We start from the raw sequence: 17,345 nt of genomic DNA on the forward strand, positions 1-17,345 counted from the left end.
CGCACTGGGACTCTTGCGTGCATGGCACAGGACGCGACATCGGCGGCGCAGGGGTGCATCTTCTGCGCCATCGCGGCCCGACGGGCCGAGGCCAGCGTGGTGTACGAGGACGAGACCGTCGTGGCCTTCATGGACCTGAACCCCGTCACGCCCGGCCATCTTCTTGTCGTGCCACGCGAGCACGCGGTGGGCCTCGAAGACCTCGACGGAGCCACGAGCGCTCACATCTGGTCGGTCGGTCACGACATGGCACGAGCCTTGCGACGCTCAAGCCTGCGCTGCGAGGGAATCAACGTCCTGCTCTGTGACGGCGAGGTCGCCTTCCAGACGGTCTTCCACTTCCACCTGCACGTCATCCCCCGCTACGCGGGAGACGGCTGGGTCCTCAAGGCCGAGGCGCCGGAACGCGAGAGGTCGCTCGTCGACAGCGACGCACAAGCGATCAAGGACGCCATCGCGTCGACGGACACCTCTCCCCGGCGATAGTGGCGCTCAAAGACGCTGTTCCCAGCGACGGCCCGTGGAGCGAAGGCTGGCTGGTGTGGGTTGTGCGGGACCCGGCTGGTTCATTACCGGAAGATCTCCTCGATCAGCGCTGACAGCGGCTGATTGCTGCGGTGGGGGCGTGTTAGCGCGCTGTCAGGGCGGTGACAGCGCGGGTCGCGATGGTCTTGGAGCAACGCCGGACAGGCCCGGCGCCGAACCGAGGAGTGCGTGACCATGCAGACCTTCGACACCCCCGCCCCGATCTCCGCCGTCCTCGACATCCCCGCCGGCCGCGTCCAGTTCGTCGCCGCGGGCCGTGCCGACACCACCGTCGAGGTCCTGCCCGCGGACCCGGCGAAGAGCCGCGACGTGAAGGTGGCCGAGCGGACCACCGTCGAGTACGGCGACGGCGTCCTGCGGATCGAGACCTCCGCGAAGCACCAGGTCCTCGGCAACTCCGGCTCCGTCCAGGTGACCGTGCACCTGCCCGCCGACTCCCGCGTCGAGGTGAAGGCGGCCAGCGCCGAACTCCGCGCCGTCGGGCGGTTCGGTGAGGTGGCGTACGACGGTGCGCACGGCGACGTCGACCTCGACGACGTCGCCGGGGTCCGGCTCACCACCCTCGCCGGTGACGTCTGCGTCGGCCGGCTCAACGGCCCCGCGCAGATCAGCACCGCCAAGGGCGACATCCGCATCGTCGAGGCCGTCAGCGGCGCGGTCGTGCTGCACACCCAGGCCGGCGACGTGTCGGTCGGTGCGGCCGCCGGCGTCGACGCCTCCCTGGACGCGGGCACCAACTACGGCCGCATCCACAACGCGCTCAAGAACAGCGGCGGCGACGCCGGCCTGACCATCCACGCGACCACCGCGTACGGCGACATCACCGCCCGCAGCCTCTAGAACCGCCCGCAGCCTCTAGAACCGCCCGCAGCCTCTAGAACCGCCCGCAGTCTCCAGAAGGAGCAACCAACCATGACCAACCTTGCGATCGCGGCGAACGGGCTGCGCAAGTCCTACAGCGACAAGGTCGTGCTCGACGGCGTCGACCTAGCCGTCCCGGCGGGGACGATCTTCTCCCTGCTCGGCCCGAACGGCGCCGGCAAGACCACCGCCGTCAAGATCCTCTCCACGCTCATCTCGCCGGGCCCCAGCTCGGGCAGCATCCGCGTCGGCGGCCATGACCTGGCCGCCGACCCGCAGGCGGTCCGCGCGGCGATCGGCGTCACCGGCCAGTTCTCCGCGGTCGACAACCTGATCACGGGGGAGGAGAACATGCTGCTCATGGGCGATCTGCACCACCTGTCCAAGCGGGAGAGCCGCCGGGCCGCGGTCGAGCTGCTGGACCGCTTCGACCTCGCCGACGCGGCGAAGAAGCCCGCCTCCACGTACTCCGGCGGCATGCGCCGCCGCCTCGACCTCGCCATGACCCTGGTCGGCGGCCCGCGGATCATCTTCCTCGACGAGCCCACGACCGGCCTGGACCCTCGCAGCCGGCACAACATGTGGCAGATCATCCGGGCGCTCGTCGCCGACGGCGCCACCGTCTTCCTCACCACCCAGTACCTGGAGGAGGCCGACGAGCTCGCCGACCGCATCGCGGTGCTCAACGACGGGAAGATCGTCGCCGAGGGCACCGCCGACCAGCTCAAGCGGCTCATCCCCGGCGGGCACGTCCGGCTGCGCTTCACCGATCCGGTCTCCTACCAGTCGGCGGTCCTGGCCCTGCCGGACGCCGCCCGCGACGAGGAGTCCCTCGCGCTGCAGCTCGCCAGCGACGGCAGCCAGCGCGACCTCCGTACGATCCTCGACCGCCTCGACGCGGTGCATGTCGAGGCCGACGAGCTGACCGTGCACACGCCCGACCTCGACGACGTCTTCTTCGCACTGACCGGCGGCGAGGCCGCCACCGACAAGACAAAGGAGGCCGTGCGATGACCCACGCCATCCGCGACTCGTCCACGATGCTGCGCCGCAACCTGCTGCACGCGCGCCGCTACCCGTCGCTGACCCTGAACCTGCTGCTCACCCCGATCATGCTGCTGCTGCTCTTCGTCTACATCCTCGGCGACACGCTGAGCGCGGGCATCAGCGGCGCCCCGGACCGCTCGAAGTACATCGCGTACCTCGTCCCCGGTCTGCTGCTGATGACCATCGGCAGCACCGTCATCGGTACCGCCGTCTCCGTGTCCAACGACATGACCGAGGGCATCATCGCCCGCTTCCGCACCATGGCGGTCTTCCGAGGGTCGGTGCTGGTCGGGCACGTCGTCGGCAGCGTGCTGCAGTCGGTGGCGAGCGTGGTGCTCGTGGGCGCCGTCGGCGTCGCGATCGGCTTCCGCTCCACCGACGCCACGGTCCTGGAGTGGCTGGCGGCGTTCGGCCTGCTCGCGCTCTTCGCCCTGGCGCTCACCTGGATCGCCGTCGGTATGGGCCTGTCCAGCCCGAACGCGGAGGCCGCCAGCAACAACGCGATGCCGCTGATCCTGCTGCCGCTGCTGTCCAGCGCGTTCGTCCCGGTCGACGCGATGCCCGGCTGGTTCCAGCCGGTCGCGGAGTACCAGCCGTTCACCCCCGCCATCGAAACCCTCCGTGGCCTGCTGCTCGGCAGCGGCATCGGCCACAACGGGTGGCTCGCGGTCGCCTGGTGCGTGGGGCTCGCCGTGCTCGGCTACTTCTGGTCGACCTCGAAGTCCAACCGCGACCCGAAGTAACCGGCGAGATCATGACGTACGCGATCGAGGCCGAGGGGCTGGTCAAACGGTACGGGGGTCGGGTGGCGCTGAGCGGGGTCGACCTGCGGGTGCGCACCGGCCAGGTGACCGGCGTCCTCGGCCCCGCGGGGGCTGGCAAGACCACCCTCGTGCGGATCCTGGCGACCCTCGTGCACCCGGACGGCGGGTGCGCGAGGGTCGCCGGCCATGACGTGACGAAGGACCCGGCGCGGGTGCGGGCGCTGATCGGGCAGCAGGCCGTGCCCGGGCCGCGGATCCTGTTGCTGGACGAGCCGACCGAGGGCCTGGACCCGCACGGCCGCGCCAGGCTCTGGGACGCGGTCCGCGACCTGGCCACCGCCGGGTCCACGGTCCTGCTCACCACGCGGGACCCGGAGGAGGCCGATCGGCTCGCCGACCGGATCAGCGTCCTGGACCGTGGCCGGGTCGTCGCGGAAGGCAGGCCGGGGGAGCTGCGGCGCCGCGTCGGCGGGCAGATCCTGCACGTGCGGCCGGCCGTGCCCACGGACACGGCGCCCGTCGCCCGGATCCTCGCCGAGCTGACCGGCCTCACCCCGGTCCACGACACCGGCGCCGGCCTGCTCACCGTGCCGGCGGCCGACCCGATGCTGCTCTCCGCGCTGGTCAGAAGGCTTGACACGGCCGGCGTCACCACCGACGAGCTGGACCTGCGCCGCCCCACCCTCGACGAGGTCCTTGCGGCGCTGGTACCGCCGGGGTCAGGCTGAACGCCGTTCCGCTTCGCCGGCGAGCCGGCTGATCGCGGCCGGCCTGGGCGTCCCGGCGCCTTCGCGGTACGCCCCGGTGTAGCCGTCCTCGCCGAGGCGGGCCGTGAGCCGGTCGGCGAGGGCGCGCAGCTCGGGTTCGCCGTGGTCGAACTCGCCGCGGATGACCTCGCTCATGCCGAGCGCCGCGGCGGCGTCCACGGGTTCGTCCTCCAGGGCGAGGAGCCCGGCGAGCAGCTCCGCCGCCCACGCCAGGCCGGCGCTGTAACCCTGGGCGACCAGCGCGCCGACGGCCTCGGGCAGCAGCGCCCTGGCCCGTACCGCGTCGCCCTGCGCGAGGCGGTTCTCCAGGCGGGTGCTGACGATCAGGTCGCGGGCCACGTGCTCGGGGATGGCGCCGCGGCGGACCAGGGACTCCAGCTCGTCGAGGGTCCGGTCGGCGCGCTCCAGATCGCCGGCGAGCCGGTGCACGTTGGCCAGGCCGACCAGGATGTTGACCTCCATCCGGCGGTGGCCGCGTTCCCGGGCCCGGCGCTGCGCCGCCCGGATGTCCCGCAACGCGCCGTCGAGGTCGCCGCTGCGCCGCCGTTCCCGGGCGAGCCTGGCCCGGCTCAGGTACAGGTAGTCCTCGACGCCGAGCTCGGAGCTGAGCACGACGGCCCGTTCGAAGGCGGCGATGGCAGGCCCGTGCTCGCGGCGCAGCGAGTGGTCTCGGCCCAGCGGCAGCAGGCTGAGCACCAGCCCCCAGCGGTCGCCGACCTCCTCGAACCCGGCCAGCGCGGCCCGCCGGGACGCGGCACCGGAGCGCAGGTCGCCCTCCTCGGTGAGCAGGAAGTCCTTCGCCCAGTGCGCGCTCGCCCGGATCCACGGGTCCGCGGAGGTCAGCGCCGCATCCAGGTCGGACGCCAGGTCGGGTTCGTCGGTCGCGTGCGCCAGCTGCGTCATCCGCATCAGTGGCCGGGCCGGGTGGAACTCCCTGGCGCCGGCCGAGTCGACGTCCATGCTCGCCCGCACCACCCCGAACGCCGTCCTGGCCTGCTGCGGCAGGGCGCCGCCGTACCGCAGGTACGCCTCGAACTGCGTGGTCATGCCGCTCATGCCCCAGTACCAGAACATCGCCCCGACGAACCGCGACGCCGTGGCCGCGTCACCGGCGTCCACGGCCCTGCGCAGCGCGTGCACCAGGTTGTCGTACTCGGCGTCGAAGACCGCGATCGCCGCGAGCTGGTCCCGGGTCCGCAGCAGCGGCTCGTGCTGCTCCGCGAGGGCGAGGAAGTAGCCGCAGAACCGTTCGCCGATGTCGTCGCCGGACGCCTCCAGCCGCCCCAGCGCGTAGGCCCGCACCGTCTCCAGCATCCGGTACCGGTCGCCGGACTGCCCGACGATCGACTTCTCCACCAGGGCGTCGAGCACGTAGAAGACGTCCCGCGCGGGCAGCGCCTCGTCCGCGCAGACCGCTTCGAGGGCCGCCGTGGTCGCGCCGCCCGGGAACGCCGCCAGCCGCCGCGCCAGGACCCGCTCCGGCGCTTCGAGGAGGTCCCAGCTCCACTCGACGACGGCGAGCAGGGTGCGCTGCCGGGGCAGCGCGGACCGGCTGCCGGAGCTGAGCAGCCGGAACCGGTCGTCGAGGCGGCGCGCGATCTGGTCGACGCCCATCGAGCGCAGCTTGGCGGCGGCGAGCTCCAGCGCGAGCGGCATCCCGTCCAGGCGCCGGCTGTACGGCTCGGCCACCGCGAACGCCCTCGCCCGCCGGATGGTCGTGCCTGCGCACCGCGAGGGCGGCCAGGCGCAGTACGTCGAACGCCCTGTGCCGCCCGCGCCGGCCGACGGCTTCGCCGAGGTCCTCGACTGGGCCCTGACACATCTCGACGAGCCGCTGGCCGTCGACCGGCTCGCGGCCGAGGCGAACATGTCGGCACGCACGTTCGCCCGGCACTTCGTCGCGACCACGGGCACCACGCCGCACCGGTGGCTGCTCGAACAGCGCCTGCAGCGGGCCGAGCTGCTGCTGGAGACCACCGACCTCACCGTCGACGCGGTCGCCGACAGGGCGGGGTTCGGCAGCGCCGACACCCTCCGGCACCACTTCAGCCGCCAGCGCGGCACCACGCCGCGCGCCCACTGCGTCGCGTTCAGCTCCCCGCCCACTCGCGAGCCGGTGCCGGCCGCGACGCGCTGAACGCGGGTGCACGCGAATGCGCGTCGTCAGGCCGTGACGCGGCGGACGACCCGTAGGAGGTACTCGTCGCGGTCCAGGGGGTTGTGGTCGGTTCGCGAGCGGGTCGGAGGTGCGCCGGTCACCGGCTCGTACCGGTCGAACGCCGACTCCAGCACGCCCTCGCCGCGGGTCAGGCCCGGCAGCCGCACCTGCAGTTCGTGCACCCTGGCGGCGGGGATGTCGCCGTCGAGCTCGCAGGCCGTGCCGTGCGTGACGGTGGTCCGTGGCACGGCGTGCAGGCGGGACAGCACGGGCAGCAGCGCGCCGAGCTGGTCGGCGGGTGCTTCGAGGCGGAAGCGGTGCACCGGCTCGTGCACCACGGTGCCGGCGCGGCGCAGTGCCGTCATGAGCACCAGTGGGGTGAGGCTGCGGAAGTCGTACCCGGTGCTGGACATGCTCTTGTCGAACTGCTGATGGGCGTGGCTCTGCCGGGGCCAGTACCCCGAGCGGGTCATCGTCACCGCGCAGTCCTCGACCTGCCAGCCGTGCAGGCCCTGCCGCAGCGTGGCGGTGACCGTGTCCTGCACGGCGGCGAAGAACGCGGCCGGCATCGCGCCCGCCTCGACGCCGAGCCGGAACGTGATGCCCGCGCCGATCGGTGCCGGTGCGACCCGCAGGCCGATCGTGGCGAGGAACGGGTTGCCGTCCTTGTCGCCGATCTCCAGTGCCTCGCCGACCCCGGCGGGCCGCTCGATGCAGATCGTCGTGGTGTCGCGGAACGTGACCTCGAGGCCGTACTCCTCGGCGAGCGTCGCCTGGACGACCTCCTTCTGCACCTCGCCGTACAGCGACACGGAGGTCTCGCGCCGCACGTCGTCGTGACGGACGTCGATGAGCGGGTCCTGCTCGGCGAGCTGGGTGAGCGCCGCGTACAGCGCACCCCGCTCGCCGGGCCGGACCGCCTCGACGACCGCCTCCAGGGTCGGCGGCGCGAAGTGGTGCTCCTGCGTGCGCCGCCCGGACCCGCCGACCACGTCGCCGATCCGCACACCGGTGAGGCCCCAGACCTTGCCGATCCGGCCCGCGGGAAGGGCTGCCGCCTCGGTCGCGCCGCCCTCGTCGAACACCGCGACACCCGTCACCTTCGCCTCGCCGCCGCCGGACAGGCGCACCCGGTCCCGGGTCCGGACCGTGCCGACGAACATCCGCACGTACGCGACCTTGTCCCCGGCCGGACCGCGCTCCACCTTGAACACGCTGCCGGACACGGGCCCGGCAGGGTCGCCGCCGGCCGCCGGCAGGAGCGTGGCGATGCCGGCCGTGAGCGCGTCCAGCCCGGCGCCGGTGATCGCCGAGCCGAAGTAGACCGGGTGTACGAGCGCCCGGGCCGTCTGCGCGGCGAGCGTCTCGCGTACCCGCGCGGGGGACACCGCCGTGCCCGCCACGAACGCGGCGAGCAGCGCGTCGTCGTGCTCCGCGAGCACGTCCAGCGCGGGTGGCGCCGGGGTGAAGTCCGCCGCCCTGGTGCCCAGAGCCGTCGGCGCGCCCATCGGCACGATCGCCGGCGTGAGCCGCTGGGCGAGTTCGCGCAGGACGCCGTCGCCCCTGGCGCCGGCACGGTCGATCTTGTTCACGAACACGATCGTCGGGATCCGCAGGCGGCGCAGGGTACGCATGAGCATCCGCGTCTGGGCCTGCACACCCTCGACGGCGGACACGACGAGCACCGCGCCGTCGAGCACGCTGAGGACCCGCTCCACCTCGGCGATGAAGTCCGGGTGGCCGGGCGTGTCGATGAGGTTGACGGTGACGTCGCCGACGGTGAACGACACGACGGCCGACTTGATGGTGATGCCACGCCGGCGCTCCAGCGCGAGCGTGTCGGTCTGGGTGTTGCCGTCGTCGACGGAACCGGGCTCGTCGATGACACCGGCGGCGTGCAGCAGCCGCTCGGTGAGGCTGGTCTTACCGGCGTCGACGTGCGCCAGGATGCCGAGATTCAAGGTACGCAAGTGGCGTCAGGTCCTCGAGATAGACAGTGATGGCCATCTGGGTGAACACAGACGCAGCTCGCATCCCTGACTCCTCAGCTCGCGGACAGGACCCACCCAGCGAAACAGAGGGCGGACGGGCCCGCAACCGCATATCGGCTCCGGCGGTCGACGATCGTTCTGCCACAAACGACATCGTCGATCTTCGTACACGTATGCGGGCAGTTCAGGCGGGCCGGGCGCCCGACTTGGTCACACTCCCGCCATGTGGCATTTCCTTGCCTTCCTTGATCACGTAGCTTCGTAGTGGGGCATCGGCGAGCAGTAATGAATGCTCGCGTAGGGGGTACAACGAAATGCCGGTCAACGTCTTGCAGAACGCCGCCTCCATTCCCGTCTACCGCGGACCGGCCAGGTTCGCCCGCGACCCGCTCGGCCAGCTCGAGGCGATCAGCGCCCGGGCCGAGGGCGCGATCGTCCGGCTCAACCTCGGGTTCTTCCGGCCCTTCCTGGTCACCCGGCCCGACGACGTGCAGCACATCCTGAGCGGCAACGCCGGCCGGTACGTGCGCGAGGGCATGCTGTGGCAACCGGTCCGGCGGCTGACCGGCAACGGCATCTCCGGCGACGGGCCGCAGTGGAAGGCGAGCCGAGAGGTGCTGCGGCCCATGTTCGCCGCGCGGCACGTCGCCGCGCTGACGCAGACGCTCGCCGACACGGTGAACGAGGCCGTCGACGGGCTCGACGAGCACGCGACGACCGGGCGCCCGTTCGACCTGGTCAAGGCGATGACCCGGGTCGCGGACCTCGCGCTGGGCCGGGCCTTCTTCGGCGGCGGCATCCCGTCGGCCGACGGTGAGCGGCTCGGTCAGGCCGTCGCCACCGCGTTCACCTCGCTGACCGCGCGGATGCTGCTGCCGTTCGCGCCGTCGTGGGCGCCGCTGCCCGGCGACCGCGCGTTCCGGCGGGCGGTGCGCACCGTCGACGAGGTCGTGTACCCCCTCGTGGCGCAGCGCCGCCTGCAGTCCGACGGCGACGACGTGGTGGCCATGCTCTGCCAGGTCCGCGACGGCGCCGGGCAGCCGCTGGACGACCGGCGCATCCGCGATGACGTCGTCGGGATGTACGTCGCCGGCACCGAGACCACCGCGGTCGCCCTGACCTGGCTGTGGGTGGCGCTGGACGCCGACCCGGCCGTCGCGGAGCGGCTGCGGGCCGAGGTCGAGCGGGTGGTCGGCGGTGAACGCCCGGCCGCGAAGCACCTGCCGGAGCTGCGGTACACGCGCATGGTGATCCAGGAGGTGCTGCGGCTGTACCCCTCCGGCTGGTTCCTGCCGCGCACCGTGCTGGAGTCCGATGTGGTCGGTGGGGTGCGGCTGCCGGCGGGCAGCACGGTGCTGCTCAGCCCGTACCTGACCCACCGCATGCCGTCGTTGTGGGAGCGGCCGCACGTGTTCGATCCCGAACGGTTCGCGCCGGAGCGGGCCGGGGCGCGGCACCGGTTCGCGTACCTGCCGTTCGCGGGCGGGCCGCACCAGTGCCTCGGCAGTCAGCTGTTCATGGCCGAGGCGCAGCTCGTGGTGGCGGCGATGCTGAGCCGGTACCGGCCGCGGCTGCGCGACGACGGCCCGGTGCGGCCGCGGGCGGCAGTCACGCTGCGGCCCAGCCGGCGGCTGGCGATGACGATCACCCGGGGCGAGCGGTGACCGGCGTCGACGGCGTCGCGCAGGACGGCGACGCCGCCCCGGAGCGGATCGCGGCCGCGGCGGCCGGGCTGGTGGACGAGGTCGTCGCGACGCGGTGGGGTGCCATCTCCCCGTCGGTGTACGAGACGGGCCGGCTGGTGTCGATCGCACCGTGGCTCGTCGGTCACGCGGCCAGGGTCGCGTTCCTGCGCGCCGCCCAGCGGTCCGACGGCGGCTGGGGCCAGCCCGGCGGGTATGCCCTCGTGCCGACCCTCAGCGCGACCGAGGCGCTGCTCGCCACCGCCCTGCGCGGCGACGACCCGGCGGCCGCGGAGCCCGCCGGGCAAGGGCTCGACCGGCTCGTCGGCTGGCTGGCCGGGTCCGCGCCCACACCCGCCGGCGACGTGCCGGACACGCCGGCGATCGAGCTGATCGTGCCGGCCATGCTCGACCTGGTGAACGGGCACCTGGCCGCCCTCACCGACCGGCCGGTGCCGGGGCTCGACCGGTTCGCCGGCGTGCGGCTGGCGGTACCACCCGGAATGGACGACCTGACGTTGCGGAAGGTCAGCGCGGCGCTCGGCAACGGTGTGCCGGTGCCGGACAAGCTGCTGCACTCCCTGGAGGTGCTCGGCCCGCTCGCCGCGAACCAGTCCGTGCGGCCCGCGGCGATCGGCGGGGTCGGCGCGTCGCCCGCGTCCACCGCGGCCTGGCTGGTGAGCCACCCGGCGGGCCCGACCTCGGCGACGTTCCGGTACCTGGAGGCGGTCACCCGCGAGCACGGCGGGCCGGTGTCCAGCGTCATCCCGATCGCGCCGTTCGAACGGGCCTGGGTGCTGAGCCTGCTGATCGGGGCGGGGTTCCGGCCGGAGCGCGCCGACCGGCTGGCCGTCGCCCTGGCCGCGCCGCTCGGGCCGGCCGGGCTCGCCGGTGGCGAAGGGCTCCCGCTGGACGCCGACACCACGTCGGTGACGCTGCTGACGCTGGCGCAGCTCGGTGCGGCACAACCGGTCGACAGCCTGTGGCCGTTCGAGGTGGACACCCACTTCAGCACCTGGCTCGGCGAGCGGACCCCGTCGACGACGACCAACGCGCACGTCCTGGAACTGTTCGGCTACCACGTCTCCACGCACGCCTGGGCGGGGGCGCGCGACCGCGCGGTCGTCGGCAAGCTCACCGCGTGGCTGCACGCGCAGCAACTGCCCGACGGCAGCTGGACGGACAAGTGGCACGCGTCGCCGTACTACGCCACGTTCTGCTGCGTCGCGGCGCTGCACCGGTACGGCCACCTGGACGCCGATCAGCGTTCGGCCGGTGTGATCCGCCGGGCCGTGCGCTGGATCGTCGCGACCCAGGGCGCGGACGGGTCCTGGGGCCGGTGGCAGGGCACGGCCGAGGAGACGGCCTACGCGGTGCAGACCCTGCTGCTCACCGCCGCCCTGGGCGAGACCGGGGCACACGCCGCGGCGGCCGACGGGCTGGCGTACCTCGCCGCGGCACACGGGCACCAGCCGGACCCGCCGCTATGGCACGACAAGGACCTCTACGTGCCGTCGCGTATTGTGCGTGCGGCGGTTCTCTCCGCGTTTCGGCTGGCCGGGCGGGACCCCGCATTCAGTCGCAGAATTTCGTGTCCGGCCGGGACGGATTAGTCCCGGCCGCGATCTTGCGGACCGGCCACCAGGCAACTTGAGCGACCGATCGCACGCTGCTACGGTGCCCGTTGTCGAATGACCGCAGCACTGCATGTCCAACATCACCAGCGCATCGCGTGATCGGGGTGCAACCCTGATCAATCCGTTGGGCGCGTGGGCTTTCGGGAGACAATGTCATGAGATCCGGCAGCGCACACGTGCGGATAAAGATCGTCGCTCTCCTGGCGTCACTCGTCGCGCTGTGGGGATTCGCCGCGTTCGTTACGCTGCGCGAAGGGCTCAACCTGCTCACGGTCGCGACACTCGACGAGACGGTCGGCCGGCCGGCGGAATCCCTTGTGGATGCGATGCAGCAGGAGCGCCGGATCTCGGTCGTCTATATCGCCAACCCGACCGCCGAGCGCCGGCAGGCCATCGCCGATCAGCGGTCCCGGACCGATGCGGCGCGTCAGAAGTTTGATCAGCTCGCGCGTGGCGAGGACGCCAGGGACGCCGGCAGCGACACCCTCGACCGCCGAATCAGGAATGTCGCCGGAAAGCTCGACCAGCTCGACGAAACGCGCGCCGCCGTCGACAACGGCACGCTGGACCGGACGCAGGCCGCCGCATTCTTCAGCGACATTGTTTCCGACACGTTACTGGTATTCGGTGCACTGACCTCACTCGACGACCCGGCAATCATCAACGACGGCCGGACGCTCGTCGAGGCCAGTCACGCCCGTGAAATTCTGTCCCAGGAAGACGCGCTGGTCACCGGTGTCCTGGCGGCCGGCAGGCTCACCCCCGCCGAGCACACCCAGTTCGTCAAGCTGGTCGGGGCGCAGCGCGTGCGCTACGCGGAGGTCGCGGCCGGACTGCCCGAGTCGGACCGGATCGCCTACGAGGAGTTCGTCAAGGGCGACATCTTCGGCAAGTTCCGGGTGGCCGAGGACCTGCTCGTCGACAAGGGCCGGGTGAGCGGGCCGCTGCCGCTGGACATGGCAACGTGGCAGGCCACCGTCGATCCGGTCTTCGCCGAGTTGCGTGAGCTGGTGCTGCGGGCCGCCGACCACCTCATCGAGCGCGCCGGGTCCGCGGCGATCGGCGTCATCATCCGGATCTCGCTCGCCGCCGGCCTCGGCCTGATCGCCGTCGTCGCCTCGATCATCATCTCGATCACCACCGCCCGGTCGCTGATCCGGCAGCTGGAGCGCCTCCGTGACGCGGCCTTCGCCCTCGCCAACGAGCGGCTGCCCGGGGTCGTCGACCGGATCCGGCGCGGCGACACGGTCGACGTCTCGGCCGAGGCACCGCCGCTGGCGTTCGGCGGCGACGAGGTCGGCCAGCTCGGCGCCGCGTTCAACGTGGTGCAGGAGACCGCGATCCGCACCGCCGTCGAGCAGGCCGAGATGCGGCGCAGCGTCCGGGACGTCTACCTCAGCCTGGCCCGCCGCACCCAGGGCCTGGTGCACCGGCAGCTCACGATGCTCGACGACATGGAGCGCCGGGAGAACGACCCGGACAGCCTCGACAGCCTGTTCCGGCTGGACCACCTCGCGACCCGCATGCGCCGCAACGCGGAGAACCTGATCGTGCTCGCCGGCGCCACCGCCGGCCGGACCTGGCGCCGGCCGGTGCCGATGATCGACGTCATCCGCGCCGCCGTTGCCGAGGTCGAGGACTACACCCGGGTGACCGTCCCGCCGCCCAACCCGGCGGGTCTGGCCGGGGTCGCCGCCGGCGACACCGCCCACCTGCTGGCCGAGCTCATCGAGAACGCCACCGCCTTCTCCCCGCCGCACACCCGGGTGCAGGTCCGCGGGCAGCAGGTCACCAACGGGTATGTGGTGGAGGTCGAGGACCGCGGGCTCGGGATGAGCGAGGAGGACCTGGCCACCGCCAACGCCGACCTGCGGGCACCGTCGGAGTTCGTGCTGTCCAGCACGGTCCGGCTGGGTCTGTTCGTGGTCGGCCGGCTCGCGGTGCGGCACGGCATCCGGGTCGAGCTTCGCAACTCGCCGTACGGTGGGACCACGGCGATCGTGCTGATCCCGTCGGCGCTCATCATCGTCACCGATCCGCTGGAGCTGGGCGAGGCGGCACCCGGGGAGCCCGCCCGCCCGGACCTCGACGCCGTCGAAGGTGCGCCGGCCGTGCCGGCGGCGATGACCACGGCCGGGCGAGGCGGTGCCGCGGTCCTCCTCGCCGCGCCCCGGCCAGGCCCGTGGCCCAGGCCCGCCCCGGCGCGCCGGTTCCCGGACCGGCAGCCGTGGAGCAGGCCCCGCCGGCGGCGCTGCCACCGACGCCGAACGGGCTGCCCCGCAGGGTCCGCCAGGTCGGCACGAACGGTGCGGCGACGGAGACCGCGGACGATCCGGCCGGCGGCGCGGCCCAGAGCCCCGACGAGACCCGCCGCCGCTGGGCCAGCTACCAGCAGCAGACGGTCCGCGGCCGTGAGCAGGCCGAGCAGGTTGTGCAGACGTCCGAGGGCGCCGGTGACCCGGTCGGGTCCGTGCCCGACGACGAGAGCCGGCACAGGTAGTGCGGCGGGACCTGGCAGAAGGAGACAGTTCGGTGGAGCAGAAACATTCGGTCGCTGAGTTGCAATGGTTACTCAACGACCTCGTCAAACGGGTCGGGCACCTGCAGCAGGCCGTGGTGCTGTCGGCCGACGGGCTGCTGCTCGCCGCGTCCGACGGGCTCAGCAAGGACGACGCGGACCACTTCGCCGCGATCGCGTCCGGTCTGCAGAGCATCGCCCGCGGTGCGGGGCGGCGCTTCGGCACGGGCGCGGTGCGCCAGACCATCGTCGAGATGGAGTCCGGGTTCATGCTGGTGACGGCGGCCGGGCACGGCGCCTTCCTGGCGGTGCTGACCGGCTCCGACGCCGACATCGGCCTCATCACGTACGAGATGGCCATGCTGGTCGTCCGGGTCGGGAAGTACCTGGCCACCGCCACGCGCACCCCCGCGGACCCGGCTGACGTGACATGAGGCATACCGACGGGCCCGCCTGGGCCGACGACGAGGCAGGGCCGTTCGTCCGGCCGTACGCCATGACGCAGGGGCGCACCCGCCCGGCCGAAGGGGACTTCGACCTCATCGCGGTGGTCGTCGCGACGCAGCCGGCCGGGTCGGCCCGCAAGGACGACCTGCAGCCGGAGCAGACCGCGATCCTGAGCCTCTGCCAGCGGCCGCTATCGGTGGCCGAGGTGTCCGCGCACCTGCACCTCCCGCTCGGCACCGTGCGGGTGCTGCTCGGCGACCTGCTCGGCGCCGGGCTCATCCTGACCAGCGGGCCCAGGCCGTCCGCGCAGCCGCAGCAGCAACGTCAACACTTACTCAAGGCGGTCATCAATGGGCTCCACTCACTCTGAACCTGCCGACGACCCCGGGCTGCTGCCCGCCACGGTGAAGATCCTGATCGCCGGCGGGTTCGGTGCGGGCAAGACCACGTTCGTCGGCACGGTCAGCGAGATCGAGCCACTGACCACCGAGGAGCGCCTGACCGAGGTCAGCATCGGCATCGACGACACCTCCGGCGTCGACGCGAAGACCACGACCACCGTGGCGATGGACTTCGGCCGGATCACCATCACGACCAGCCTGGTGCTGTACCTCTTCGGCACCCCGGGCCAGGACCGCTTCTCCTACCTCTGGGACGAGCTGGCGCTGGGCGCGATCGGCGCCGTCGTGCTCGCCGATACCCGGCGGCTGGCCGACTGCTTCCCGTCGGTCGACTACTTCGAACGCCACCGCACGCCGTTCATCGTCGCGGTCAACTGCTTCGACGGCGCACCCGTGTACGAGGCGGACGAGGTGCGGATGGCGCTGGACCTGGACCCGGGGGTCCCGCTGGTCCTCTGCGACGCGCGCAACCGCAAGAGCGCCAAGCGGGTGCTGATCAGCCTGCTGGAGCACGTGATGGCCATGGAGGAGCGGGTGCCGGTCGGCTGACCCTATGATCATCCGGTGACCGCGATCGCTGATCTCCTCGCGCCGAGGGAGGCCGGCGCCGTCTGCGCCGTCGCCAGCCACGTCCAGCGCGACCTGATCGCCTGCGCCGAGGCGTACTCGGAACTGTTCCCCGCCAAGCCCTTCGACGGCCCCTTCTTCAGCACGATCGCCCTGGCGAACACGTTCTGCGCGCCGTGGCTGAACGCCGAGCAGCTCCGCCCGGCCAACCGGATCACGATGTGGATCTTCGCGGTCGACCGGTTGATGGACCTCCTCGCCACCTCCCGCGCCGAGATCGACGCGATCGTGGCGCGCTGCCTCGCGGTCGTCGACGGCACACCGGCGCCCGAGGGTGACCCGCTCGCCGGGCTCCTCGCCGAGATCCGCGCCGAGCTCGCCACCTCGCCCGCGTTTCCCGAGCTCGCGGAGGTCTGGCAGGACGACGTGCGCCGGATGCTGGACTCGATGGTCCGCGACTGGCAGTGGAAGGCCGACCGCGCGCCACTGCCCACATTGGACGAATACCTGGCCCGCGCCGAGTTCGGATACTCCCTGGTGTTCGTGTCGCACTGGATCGCCACGACCGCCGCACCGGTCACCGAGACCGGCGCGCTCGTCGCCGCCGGCCGGCTGGTCCAGCAGATCATCCGCATCCTGAACGACTACGGCACGTACCACCGCGACGTGACCTGGGGCGACGTCAACGCGCTGCTGCTGGGCGTCGAACGGGACGTGGTCGACGCCAGGCTGGCCGCGCTCATCCAGGAGGCCGACCTGCGCCTCGCGCCGCTCATGGCGACGAACCGCCCGCTCGCCGTGTTCCTCGCCCGGCACGTCACGTTCAACCAGGGCTTCTACGGCCTCGCCGACTACTGGGGCAGCCGCTGACCGGCGGGCGCGACCCCTGTTGCGACGTCACGCCGGCGCACCGGCAGGATGAGGGCATGCGGCTTCTGGGTGTCGACATCGGCGGCGTGATCATCGAGCCCGCCGACGGCGACGAGGACACGTCCTTCTTCGGCCGCAACTACCTGCACACTCCACCGGTCGCCGGCGCGTTCGGGGCGCTCGCGTCGCTGGGCGGCGCCTTCGACGCCGTGCACCTGGTGTCCAAGTGCAGCGAGGACACGAGCCGGCGGACCCTGGAGTGGCTGGCGTACCACGACTTCGCCGCTCGCACGGGTATCGGCCCGGACCGCGTGCACTTCTGCCGGACCCGGCCGGAGAAGGCCCCGATCGCCGCGGACCTGGGCCTCACCCACTTCGTGGACGACAACCCCGACGTGCTCGGCTACCTGACGACGGTCGCCCACCGCTACCTGTTCCGCACGGTGGCCGCCGACACGCCCGCCGGGGTCGTCCCCGTCGCGGGGTGGCCCGAGCTGGAGACGCTGCTGCTGCCTACCTGAGATCCTTCGCCGCCTGCTGCAGGAACGCGTCGACCTGGTGCCGCGCGTACCCGCGAAACCTGAGCGCGAAGACTGCCTGCCGCACGGCGGCCGCGGCCTCGGCGCGGGCGGTGGCGCTCTGCCCCGCCAGCGCCCGGCCGACCTGCTCGACCAGCCGGTCCACTGCCGCCGCGTCGTAGCCCCGCAGGACCACGTCGAACTCGACCTTGCGCCCCTGCAGCCCGTCCACCGGCGCCGGGCCCGCCGCACCCTCGAGCTGGGCTGCCAGCCTCGCGATCGCGGCGTCGACCTGCGCCCGGTCGAACCCGCGCAGGACGACGGGCAGGGCCGCGCGACGCAGTGCGGCGGCCGCGTCCACCCGCGCGTCCTCCTCGCCGGCCGTGAGGGCGGCAACGGCCGGCGCCAGGAGCGCATCCACGGCTCGCGGGTCGTAGCCGCGCAGCACGACGGAGAACTCGAAGGAGATCACCAGCTCAGTGTCACGGCCCTGTCAACCGGCCCGGGCTCTGGCCGTTGGGACCGTCGATGCCGTCGTCGGTGAGGATGCGCATACGGGTGAACCGGTGCA

17 protein-coding genes are annotated in these 17,345 nt (G+C 72.6%); 14 read left to right on the forward strand and 3 right to left on the reverse strand.

Annotated elements, in window-relative coordinates:
• Positions 1-21: 21 nt before the first annotated feature.
• The 5 genes from OHA72_RS35505 to OHA72_RS35525 all read left to right on the forward strand — a co-directional run bounded on the left by OHA72_RS35505 (position 22) and on the right by OHA72_RS35525 (position 3,946).
• Positions 22-486 carry an HIT family protein gene (locus OHA72_RS35505; RefSeq protein WP_327000417.1) on the forward strand — a complete coding sequence of 155 codons (465 nt, stop codon included), beginning with the start codon at positions 22-24 and terminating at the stop codon, positions 484-486.
• A gap of 234 nt (positions 487-720) precedes the next feature.
• Entirely contained in the window at positions 721-1,386 is a 666-nt protein-coding gene (locus OHA72_RS35510) for a DUF4097 family beta strand repeat-containing protein (RefSeq protein WP_327011732.1), read from the forward strand.
• A gap of 72 nt (positions 1,387-1,458) precedes the next feature.
• Complete coding sequence (locus OHA72_RS35515; protein ID WP_327000418.1) at positions 1,459-2,421, forward strand: ATP-binding cassette domain-containing protein; 963 nt, start codon at positions 1,459-1,461, stop codon at positions 2,419-2,421.
• Positions 2,418-3,197, forward strand: a complete 780-nt coding sequence (locus tag OHA72_RS35520) for an ABC transporter permease (protein ID WP_327000419.1) — start codon at positions 2,418-2,420, stop codon at positions 3,195-3,197. Before OHA72_RS35515 ends, OHA72_RS35520 begins: the two co-directional genes overlap by 4 nt.
• An 11-nt stretch (positions 3,198-3,208) precedes the next feature.
• Complete coding sequence (locus OHA72_RS35525) at positions 3,209-3,946, forward strand: ATP-binding cassette domain-containing protein (RefSeq protein WP_327000420.1); 738 nt, start codon at positions 3,209-3,211, stop codon at positions 3,944-3,946.
• On the opposite strand, the gene OHA72_RS35530 is transcribed toward OHA72_RS35525, so the two are convergent.
• Positions 3,938-5,641, reverse strand: coding sequence for an ATP-binding protein (locus OHA72_RS35530; protein WP_327000421.1), 1,704 nt, complete (start codon positions 5,639-5,641; stop codon positions 3,938-3,940). The two genes, OHA72_RS35525 and OHA72_RS35530, sit on opposite strands and share 9 nt — an antisense overlap.
• Between OHA72_RS35530 and OHA72_RS35535 the strand changes: the two genes are divergently transcribed.
• Positions 5,610-6,122 carry a helix-turn-helix domain-containing protein gene (locus OHA72_RS35535; protein ID WP_327000422.1) on the forward strand — a complete coding sequence of 171 codons (513 nt, stop codon included), beginning with the start codon at positions 5,610-5,612 and terminating at the stop codon, positions 6,120-6,122. The two genes, OHA72_RS35530 and OHA72_RS35535, sit on opposite strands and share 32 nt — an antisense overlap.
• A 26-nt stretch (positions 6,123-6,148) precedes the next feature.
• Here the strand turns inward: OHA72_RS35535 and OHA72_RS35540 are convergent, their stop codons facing one another.
• Positions 6,149-8,113 (reverse strand): GTP-binding protein, encoded by a 1,965-nt coding sequence (locus OHA72_RS35540; RefSeq protein WP_327000423.1) that lies wholly within the window; start codon positions 8,111-8,113, stop codon positions 6,149-6,151.
• Positions 8,114-8,448: 335 nt separating this feature from the next.
• Here OHA72_RS35540 and OHA72_RS35545 point away from each other — a divergent pair, with 335 nt between their 5' ends.
• From OHA72_RS35545 to OHA72_RS35580, 8 genes are all read left to right on the forward strand, one after another.
• Complete coding sequence (locus OHA72_RS35545; RefSeq protein ID WP_327000424.1) at positions 8,449-9,798, forward strand: cytochrome P450; 1,350 nt, start codon at positions 8,449-8,451, stop codon at positions 9,796-9,798.
• Positions 9,795-11,429, forward strand: coding sequence for a prenyltransferase/squalene oxidase repeat-containing protein (locus OHA72_RS35550; protein WP_327000425.1), 1,635 nt, complete (start codon positions 9,795-9,797; stop codon positions 11,427-11,429). Before OHA72_RS35545 ends, OHA72_RS35550 begins: the two co-directional genes overlap by 4 nt.
• Positions 11,430-11,608: 179 nt before the next feature.
• Positions 11,609-14,011, forward strand: coding sequence for a sensor histidine kinase (locus OHA72_RS35555; protein WP_327000426.1), 2,403 nt, complete (start codon positions 11,609-11,611; stop codon positions 14,009-14,011).
• The gene (locus OHA72_RS35560; RefSeq protein WP_327000427.1) at positions 13,986-14,405 is read left to right on the forward strand and encodes a roadblock/LC7 domain-containing protein; all 420 of its coding nucleotides are present in this window, start codon (positions 13,986-13,988) and stop codon (positions 14,403-14,405) included. Before OHA72_RS35555 ends, OHA72_RS35560 begins: the two co-directional genes overlap by 26 nt.
• Entirely contained in the window at positions 14,402-14,788 is a 387-nt protein-coding gene (locus OHA72_RS35565; protein WP_327000428.1) for a DUF742 domain-containing protein, read from the forward strand. The genes OHA72_RS35560 and OHA72_RS35565 overlap by 4 nt, the downstream gene beginning before the upstream one ends.
• On the forward strand, positions 14,769-15,368 hold the full coding sequence (locus tag OHA72_RS35570) for a GTP-binding protein (protein ID WP_327000429.1): 600 nt from the start codon (positions 14,769-14,771) through the stop codon (positions 15,366-15,368). The genes OHA72_RS35565 and OHA72_RS35570 overlap by 20 nt, the downstream gene beginning before the upstream one ends.
• 15 nt (positions 15,369-15,383) lie before the next feature.
• Positions 15,384-16,256, forward strand: coding sequence for a terpene synthase family protein (locus OHA72_RS35575; protein ID WP_327000430.1), 873 nt, complete (start codon positions 15,384-15,386; stop codon positions 16,254-16,256).
• Positions 16,257-16,312: 56 nt separating this feature from the next.
• Positions 16,313-16,777, forward strand: a complete 465-nt coding sequence (locus OHA72_RS35580; protein WP_327000431.1) for a hypothetical protein — start codon at positions 16,313-16,315, stop codon at positions 16,775-16,777.
• Here the strand turns inward: OHA72_RS35580 and OHA72_RS35585 are convergent.
• Positions 16,770-17,246 (reverse strand): DivIVA domain-containing protein, encoded by a 477-nt coding sequence (locus tag OHA72_RS35585; protein ID WP_327000432.1) that lies wholly within the window; start codon positions 17,244-17,246, stop codon positions 16,770-16,772. The genes OHA72_RS35580 and OHA72_RS35585 overlap by 8 nt on opposite strands.
• Between the last annotated feature and the right edge of the window lie 99 nt (positions 17,247-17,345).

Origin of the sequence: Dactylosporangium sp. NBC_01737, from assembly GCF_035963215.1 — a bacterium.
Lineage (GTDB): Bacteria > Actinomycetota > Actinomycetes > Mycobacteriales > Micromonosporaceae > Dactylosporangium.

Bases quoted from the DNA above. Each gene is read 5' to 3' on its own strand.
- OHA72_RS35505 (WP_327000417.1), top strand. From the start codon at position 22: ATGGCACAGGACGCGACATCGGCGGCGCAGGGGTGCATCTTCTGCGCC.
- OHA72_RS35510 (WP_327011732.1), top strand. From the start codon at position 721: ATGCAGACCTTCGACACCCCCGCCCCGATCTCCGCCGTCCTCGACATC.
- OHA72_RS35515 (WP_327000418.1), top strand. From the start codon at position 1,459: ATGACCAACCTTGCGATCGCGGCGAACGGGCTGCGCAAGTCCTACAGC.
- OHA72_RS35520 (WP_327000419.1), top strand. From the start codon at position 2,418: ATGACCCACGCCATCCGCGACTCGTCCACGATGCTGCGCCGCAACCTG.
- OHA72_RS35525 (WP_327000420.1), top strand. From the start codon at position 3,209: ATGACGTACGCGATCGAGGCCGAGGGGCTGGTCAAACGGTACGGGGGT.
- OHA72_RS35530 (WP_327000421.1), bottom strand. From the start codon at position 5,641: ATGCCGCTCGCGCTGGAGCTCGCCGCCGCCAAGCTGCGCTCGATGGGC.
- OHA72_RS35545 (WP_327000424.1), top strand. From the start codon at position 8,449: ATGCCGGTCAACGTCTTGCAGAACGCCGCCTCCATTCCCGTCTACCGC.
- OHA72_RS35555 (WP_327000426.1), top strand. From the start codon at position 11,609: ATGAGATCCGGCAGCGCACACGTGCGGATAAAGATCGTCGCTCTCCTG.
- OHA72_RS35565 (WP_327000428.1), top strand. From the start codon at position 14,402: ATGAGGCATACCGACGGGCCCGCCTGGGCCGACGACGAGGCAGGGCCG.
- OHA72_RS35570 (WP_327000429.1), top strand. From the start codon at position 14,769: ATGGGCTCCACTCACTCTGAACCTGCCGACGACCCCGGGCTGCTGCCC.
- OHA72_RS35580 (WP_327000431.1), top strand. From the start codon at position 16,313: ATGCGGCTTCTGGGTGTCGACATCGGCGGCGTGATCATCGAGCCCGCC.